This window comes from Thalassolituus sp. UBA2009, from assembly GCF_002335285.1.
Taxonomy (GTDB): Bacteria; Pseudomonadota; Gammaproteobacteria; order Pseudomonadales; family Oceanobacteraceae; genus Venatoribacter; species Venatoribacter alkanivorans.
This window is the reverse complement of the sequence record NZ_DDCJ01000153.1, coordinates 21,917-29,874: the sequence shown is the minus strand read 5'-3', so window position 1 is coordinate 29,874 and position 7,958 is coordinate 21,917. Positions and strand designations below refer to the sequence as shown.

Sequence of the window (7,958 nt, the reverse complement as noted above, 5' to 3'; positions counted from 1 at the left end):
AAAAAAGCCCGGAATATTCCGGGCTTTTTTATGGCTGAAAATAACGTCAGACGGTTATTTCGCTTCGCGCTGCGCGGTCAGGCTGGCTGTCTGGATATTCATATAATCCACCAGAATATGTCCGGCTTCGATCAGCAGGGCATCGTCTTCTTCCGGTTTTTTATCGTCTTTTTTCTCAGCGTCAGCAGCATTATCGCTTTCTTCATCGTCGATGCTGGTTAACTGCGGCATGCCTTTGGCTTTGCGGCGTTCGTTTTCCAGCTTCAGGCGTTTGTCATCGTTGGCTTTGCGTTCCTGCTCGCGCACTTTTTCGTTCAGTGATACCTGAGTCTGCTGACGCAGTTCGGTAATCAGTGCTTTTTGCTCGCGCAGGAAACGGAAATCCGGATTGTGTTCGATGCGGGTCTGGTGCAGCTGGCGTAACGCCGGCAGGGTAGCCGCGATGCCTTTATTGCTGCTGTACTCTGCAGGGCGGATAGTGTCCCACGGCAGGGCTTCTTCCAGCGCGCTTTCGCCGATTTTTTCTTTATCGAACAGCGACGGGAACAGAATATCCGGGATAACGCCCTGGTGCTGGGTACTGTCACCGGATACCCGGTAGAACTTGGCCTGGGTAATTTTCAGCTGGCCGGAGCGCAGCGGACGCAGGCTCTGAACCGTCCCTTTACCGAAGGTCTGGCCACCGACAATTAAACCGCGGCCATAATCCTGAATCGCACCGGCAAAAATTTCCGAGGCCGACGCACTGAGGCGGTTAACCAGAACGGTAATCGGCCCGTCGTACAGCACCGAAGGGTCCTGGTCGGGTAACACTTCAACCCGGCCGTGGGTGCTGCGTACCTGTACTACCGGGCCCTGCGGAATAAACAGGCCGGTCAGGGTAATGGCTTCTTCCAGCGAACCGCCGCCGTTATTGCGCAGGTCAATGATCAAGCCATCGATGCCTTCTTCTTTCAGTTCGTTAATCAGCACGGTGACGTCACGGGTCGTGCTCTTATAGTCCGGCTTGTTTTCCATACGACCCTGAAAGTCGATATAGAAGGTCGGAATATCGATCACACCGATTTTATGGGTTACGTCGCCATCTTTAACCTCGATAACGTCTTTCTGGGCGGATTGCTCTTCCAGTTTGACCTCATCACGCACGATGGAAATGATTTTGCTGTCGGTGCCGGATGAGTTCGCCGGCAGAATTTCCAGCCGCACGGTGGTGCTTTTCGGACCACGGATCAGCTCGACCACTTCATCCAGACGCCAGCCGATCACATCAACGATATCGCCTTCGGCCTGACCAACGCCGATGATCTTATCGGCAGGCTGCAGGTTACCGGCTTTGGCGGCCGGGCCGGCCGGCACCAGACGTACCACCTTGGTGTGCTCGTCTTCGGTTTGCAGCACGGCGCCAATGCCCTGTAAGGACAGGCTCATATTGATATTGAAGTTCTCGGTGTTGCGCGGCGAGAAGTACTGGGTGTGCGGATCGAAGGCGCGGGTAACGGCATTCATAAAGGTCTGATACGCGTCTTCAGATTGTGACTGATGGACACGGTTGAGCTGGTTCTGATAGCGCTTGCTCAATAACTCAATAATGGCGTCTTTTTCTTTGCCGGCCATTTTCAGATTGAGGATGGAGTTTTTCAGACGCTTGCGCCACAGGTCGTCGAGTTCGGCGCTGGTGGTCGCCCACGGCGCTTTTTCGCGATCGAGATCGAGCCGCTCGTCAGTATCGAAGTGGTAGTCGGCGGCTTTGCTGTGCAGTTCGTTGAGCAGAAACGACAGGCGCTCAGACACGCGCTGCTGAAAGCGGTTAAAGATGATGAAGGCCGGGCGCATATCACCGCGGTTCAGGGCTTCGTCCAGACTGTAACGGTATTGCTCAAATTCTTTGACGTCAGCAGCCAGCAGATAGCTGCGGGTGCTGTCGATATCGTCGAGCAGGATATCGAGCACCCGTGATGACAGTTTGTCATCCAGACGCTGATGCTCGTAATGGCCGCGCAGCAGGTTGTTCATGATCTGCTGGGTGATCATGGCGTGATCACGGGTCGGCTCAAGGGGTTTGAAGGCGGTGCCGGGGGCAATTTCCGGGATGGTGGCCTGGCTCAGCTGGGCCGTGAGCAGCGCTGTAAGGGTCAGCGCAATTTTCAATGTGCGGAAGCAAATGGAAAGCATAGTCGTTGCCAGATTTCCTTGTTGTTATCTGTTTGTACTGTGCGCCGGGCGCCGTTATCATGCCGGCGCTTTGTCAGGGTAAAGCCTGTACGCACGTACCGTTACGGTGTCTGGCCTTTGTTTTTGCCTGTTTCTCAGGCGGGCCGAACATCCGTTTGGGTGCCATTGGTGTAAAGCACAGAGAGCTGGCGTAAGACGCATGGCTCATCTGAACACCCCGGCTGCTGCGGTATAGTAGACCGCATTGGAATCGCAGTTGCCAGAATAATTCCCCGGATTTTGCTGCATTGGCAGCAAAACAGACGATCAGGAGGCTGTTTTGGCCAGAGTACAACTCGAATTACCCGATGAATTTACCTTCAGTACAACGCTGGATGTGCGGGTAACGGAAATTAATTACGGCAATCATGTGGGTAATGACCGCATGGTGTCTTTGTTACACGAAGCCCGGCTGCGCTTTTTACGCGAACATGGTTTTGGTGAATTTAATATTGGCGGCCTGGGGTTAATGGTGTCGGATCTGGTGGTGTGCTTTACCGCAGAATCCTTTGTTGGCGATATTCTGACCTTCCATGTCGGTGTGACCGACTTCAATAAATACGGTTGCGACTTTATTTACCGGGTCGAAAATCAGGCTCAGGACAAACAGGTGGTGAAAGCCAAAACCGGTATCGTCTTTTTTGATTATGACGAGCGTAAGATCGCTCAGGTACCGCGGGTTTTTTACGAGCGCTGCGCGCCCCAGCTGCTGCCTCAGGAATAATCTGGCGGCATTCACTGCATAAAAAAACGGGCCTCTGATAAGGCCCGTTTTTTTATGTGCTTACAGCAGTGCTCAGTTGCTCTGACTCGGATCGTCAAAGTAGGCGGTAATAAAGTCGAGGAAAGCACGGCTCTTGTTCGCCAGATAGCGGTTCTGCGGGAAAACAACCTTAATACTTCGTACCGGAATATCCACTTCCGGAAACAGGCGTACCAGCTCGCCACTTTCGAGGTGACGCTCGGCAATATAGGTCGGCAGGGCGGTGATACCCATACCCGCCAGGCAGGCTTCGTATACCAGATCGATATCATTCACTGCCAGCTTACGTTCAACACTGGACAAGCTGAAGCCATGGTCTTTCTCAAACTGACGCAGCCAGTTAATGCGGGCGTATTCGGCGTTGGCAACAATCAGAATGCGGTGGTTGTTGAGGTCTTCCAGTTTTTCCGGTGTGCCCCAGCGCTCCAGATACTCTTTTGATGCGCAGATCACGATATTTTGCTCGGCCACCGGCTTGGCAATCAGGCGGGAATCTTCCAGTGAACCCAGGCGCAGGGCGAAGTCGTAGCCTTCTTTCACAATGTCGAGCGGGCGGTCGGAAATATGCAAGTCGAAGCTGATATCCGGATATTTCTGCGCAAAGTCGGTAAACATACGCGCCAGTTCGCGACGGCCGAAGTTCGACATTGCGGTGATACGCAGACGGCCACGTGGCGTGACGTCAAAGTCGGTAACCAGCTTTTCGGCTTCGGTGATCGACTCAAGAATATTCTCACAGTGCTGGTAGAACATCTGCCCCGCTTCGGTCGGGCTGACGGAACGGGTGGTACGGTTCAGCAGGCGTACGCCAAGGCGTTCTTCCAGACCGCTGATCTGCTTGCTCACGGCCGATGGAGTGACGCCCAGTGAATCGGCCGCTGAGGTAAAGTTGCGCGAGCGAACAACGGAGACAAAGGTTTGCAATGAGTCGATACGGGACATAATTAATGATTCATTCTAGGCAATTCATCAGAATGGCCAGTATATTTAATTCTGAGGAAATAATAAGCCTGTTTTGATCATAAATTAGACTTATATCTAAGAGAATGGCGCCTTATACCTGTGCCGGGAATTCTCCGCTTAGCGTCATACCACGGCAGAAATCAGCGGCCAGTGTTGCTTTGGCGCATAGTCAGGCGATACCGGCTCTCAACTTAGTCAGCTTTTAGCACTGCTTTTCGGCGCATACAGATTCAGCAACCCGGCGAGCACGATCAGAATTGCCCCGGCCCAGGTCGTCCACGGCGGAATCTCTCCCCAGAACCACCAGCCCATCAGGGCGCCATAAATAACCGCACTGTAAACGTAAACACCGACCTTGCCGGTAGGCGCGATGCGGTAGGCGCGGGTCAGCGCCAGCTGGCCGCTGGTAGCGACCACGCCAAGCGCCAGCAGCCACAGCCAGGTACTGTCAGGAACCGGCTGCCAGTTGAGCAGGGCGCCGGGGGCTGAAACCAGTGCGGCGGTCAGGCCAAAATAAAACACAATACGCTGGCTGGATTCGGTAGCCGACATGCGGCGGATGGTCACCTTGGCCAGTGCGGCCAGAAAAGCACCGAGCAAACCGATCAGCAGCGCTGTGTTGTAGCTGTCGCCATTACTCAGCATGGCCGGGTGTTCAGCGCCAGGCTGCAGGATGACACTGACCCCGGCAAAGCCGATCAGTAATGCCAGCCAGCTGTGGCGCCCGGCGGGTTCTTTCAGCCACCAGAGTGCCAGTAATGGCATAAACAGCGGCGCCGAAAGCTTCACCAGAAAGGCTTCGGTGAGCGGCAGATGAGCCAGCGCCCAGAAGTAACAGTACATGGCACTGACACCGACCAGACCGCGCAACAAATGCCAGTGCCAGACCCGGGTTTTCAGTTCACTTAAGCCGGTGCGCAGCAATAAAGGGGCAAGTACGATCAGACCGGCGATATTACGGAAGAACACAATCTGCTCGGTCGACAGCACGTCCGACAGGTCTTTGACCAGCGCGCCCATTAATGCCAGCAGGGCTTCACCCAGCAGCAGGAATAAAGCACCGCGGCGCAGGGCGTCGGTCATTGCAGGGGCTGTCATGGCTGGTGTGTATCCCGGACTTTAAAAGAAGCGCTGCGTCACTATATAGAGGAAGGTGACGGCTAAGGCGGCGATTATACGCAATCGTGCGGCGGCGGTGGGATTTGTGTGCGATTGACCGCTTGCATGCGCTGCATCAAGATGAATTTCTATTAGTTTTACTAAATTTAATCTTGAAGGTGTTGAAAAAAATTAATCTGGTCGCATCTAAGCGGTAATGAATCAACTCTGCTCGGGTCTGCCCTGAGCGTCTATTTAGGAGATTGGAATATGCGTATGGATCGGTTGACCACCAGTCTGCAGAACGCTCTGGCCGAGAGCCAGAGTCTGGCGCTGGGGCAGGATCATAATCAGATTGATACCGTCCACTTACTGCTGGCATTGCTCGAACAGCCAAGCAGCTCGGTTAAAGATGTGGTGCGCCGTTGTGGTGCCAATGTCGTTGAGCTTGGCCGTGCCCTGCGGGCGTTGCTGGACGAGCAGCCCAAAGTCAGCAGTCCGGACGGCAATATTCAGCTGGCGCCGGAGCTGGGCCGTCTGCTCAACCTGGCGGATAAAGAAGCGCAGAAACGCGGTGACCAGTATGTGTCGAGCGAAGTTTTTCTGCTGGTGGCGCTGGACGATAAAAACAGCACAGGTAAGGCACTGGCCGCGGCTGGTCTGAATAAAGACGGCGTTAATAAAGCCATTAACGAACTGCGTGGCGGTGAAAGTGTGCAGGACGCCAATGCAGAAGATAACCGTCAGTCGCTGGATAAATACTGCATCGACCTGACCGAGCGTGCCGAAGCGGGCAAGCTGGATCCGGTGATCGGCCGTGATGATGAAATCCGCCGTACCATTCAGGTGCTGCAGCGCCGTACCAAAAACAATCCGGTATTGATCGGACCTCCGGGCGTGGGTAAAACCGCAGTGGTGGAAGGTCTGGCGCAGCGTATCGTCAATGGTGAAGTGCCGGAAAACCTGAAGCATAAGCGCATCCTGTCGCTGGATATGGGCTCTCTGGTGGCCGGTGCCAAATACCGTGGTGAATTTGAAGAGCGCTTAAAAGCCGTTTTAAAAGACGTCACCAAGGCCGAAGGCAGCATCATTCTGTTTGTCGATGAATTGCATACCATGGTCGGCGCCGGTAAGGGCGATGGCGCAATGGATGCCGGCAATATGCTGAAACCGGCGCTGGCCCGTGGTGAGCTGCACTGCGTGGGCGCGACCACGTTAGATGAATACCGTGAATTTATTGAAAAAGACGCGGCACTGGAACGTCGTTTCCAGAAAGTGATTGTTGATGAGCCGAGCGTGGAAGACTCCATTGCGATTCTGCGCGGTTTAAAAGAGCGCTACGAAGTACACCACGGTGTGCAGATTACCGACAGCGCGATTATAGCCGCGGCCAAGCTGTCGCAGCGTTATATTCCGGATCGTCGTCTGCCGGATAAAGCCATCGACCTGGTGGATGAGGCGGCATCGGTTATCCGTATGGAAATCGACTCCAAACCACAGGAAATGGACAAGCTTGAACGACGCCTGATTCAGCTGAAAATCGAGCGTGAAGCACTGCGTAAAGAAAAAGACGAAGCGGCGAAAAAACGTCTGAGCGATCTCAACGAAGAGATCAATAAAGCCGGACGTGCCTACGTCGAGCTGGAAGAGGTGTGGAAGAAAGAAAAAGCCCTGCTTGAAGGTGCCAGCAAGTCGAAAGAACAGCTGGAACAGGCCAGGATCGAGATGGAAGCGGCGCGTCGTGCCGGCGATCTGCAGCGTATGTCAGAACTGCAGTACGGCCGTATTCCGGAGCTGGAAAAGCAGCTGGCAACAGCCGCCGAGGCAGAAACCTCCGGTAAGCAGGAATTTACCCTGTTGCGCAATAAAGTGACCGAAGACGAAATTGCCGAAGTGGTATCAAAATGGACCGGTGTGCCGGTCAGCAAGATGCTGGAAGGCGAGCGTGAAAAACTGCTGCGTATGGAGGAGGTACTGCACGATTCGGTAGTCGGGCAGGATCAGGCCATTGCTGCAGTATCGAACGCGGTGCGCCGTTCCCGTGCCGGGTTGTCTGACCCGAACCGGCCGAATGGTTCATTCCTGTTCTTAGGGCCAACCGGTGTCGGTAAAACCGAACTCTGTAAGGCGCTGGCGACCTTCCTGTTCGACAGCAGAGACGCCATGGTGCGTATCGATATGTCGGAATATATGGAGAAACACTCCGTGGCCCGCTTAATCGGTGCGCCTCCGGGTTATGTTGGTTACGAAGAGGGTGGCCTGCTGACCGAGGCCGTGCGGCGTAAACCGTATTCGGTGATTTTGCTCGATGAAGTGGAAAAGGCGCATCCGGATGTGTTCAACATTCTGCTGCAGGTGCTGGATGATGGTCAGCTGACCGATGGTCAGGGACGCCGGGTCGACTTTAAAAACACCGTACTGGTGATGACCTCGAACCTGGGCTCGGATGTGATCCAGACCATGTTTGCCGATAAGCCGTACGAGGAAATGCGCGATGCGGTGATGGATATTGTCGGCAGCCACTTCCGTCCGGAATTTATTAACCGGATTGACGAGGCGGTGGTGTTCCATCCGCTGCTGAAAGATCAGATCCGAGGCATTGCGGATATTCAGCTGGATCTGTTGCGCGGCCGCTTGAAAGAACGCGATCTGGCGTTTGAGATGAGCGACGCGGCCATCAGCAAGCTGGTGGATGTGGGTTACGACCCGGTGTTTGGCGCACGGCCTTTAAAGCGTGCGATTCAGCGCTGGATCGAAAACCCGCTGGCGCAGGATATTCTGGCGGGTAAATTCCTGCCGGGTACCACCATCGTTGCCGATGTCGACAACGATCAGCTGGTTTTCCGTGCGGGGTAAGCTCCGCGCCGCTTAAACCGGCTGAGTGCCACTGACAAAACCCCCGTTGCAGTCTCTGTGGCGGGGG

General features: G+C 54.6%; 5 protein-coding genes. 2 read left to right on the top strand and 3 right to left on the bottom strand.

Annotated features, from left to right (window positions below):
- Nucleotides 1-54: 54 nt before the first annotated feature.
- Entirely contained in the window at nt 55-2,172 is a 2,118-nt protein-coding gene (locus B3P58_RS19105; protein ID WP_286719800.1) for a carboxy terminal-processing peptidase, read from the bottom strand.
- Nucleotides 2,173-2,491: 319 nt separating this feature from the next.
- Between B3P58_RS19105 and B3P58_RS19100 the strand changes: the two genes are divergently transcribed.
- Nucleotides 2,492-2,935 carry an acyl-CoA thioesterase gene (locus B3P58_RS19100; protein WP_145470330.1) on the top strand — a complete coding sequence of 148 codons (444 nt, stop codon included), beginning with the start codon at nt 2,492-2,494 and terminating at the stop codon, nt 2,933-2,935.
- A 72-nt stretch (nt 2,936-3,007) separates the two neighbouring features.
- Here B3P58_RS19100 and B3P58_RS19095 read toward each other — a convergent pair whose 3' ends face one another.
- Entirely contained in the window at nt 3,008-3,916 is a 909-nt protein-coding gene (locus B3P58_RS19095; protein ID WP_286719797.1) for a LysR family transcriptional regulator, read from the bottom strand.
- 216 nt (nt 3,917-4,132) lie between these two features.
- A complete protein-coding gene (locus B3P58_RS19090; RefSeq protein ID WP_286719795.1) occupies nt 4,133-5,035 on the bottom strand; it encodes a DMT family transporter in 903 nt (300 codons plus the stop codon).
- Between the two features lie 270 nt (nt 5,036-5,305).
- Here B3P58_RS19090 and clpB point away from each other — a divergent pair, with 270 nt between their 5' ends.
- Nucleotides 5,306-7,891: an ATP-dependent chaperone ClpB gene (clpB, locus tag B3P58_RS19085; RefSeq protein WP_286719793.1), complete on the top strand. Its 2,586-nt coding sequence runs from the start codon at nt 5,306-5,308 to the stop codon at nt 7,889-7,891.
- The last annotated feature ends 67 nt before the right edge of the window (nt 7,892-7,958 follow it).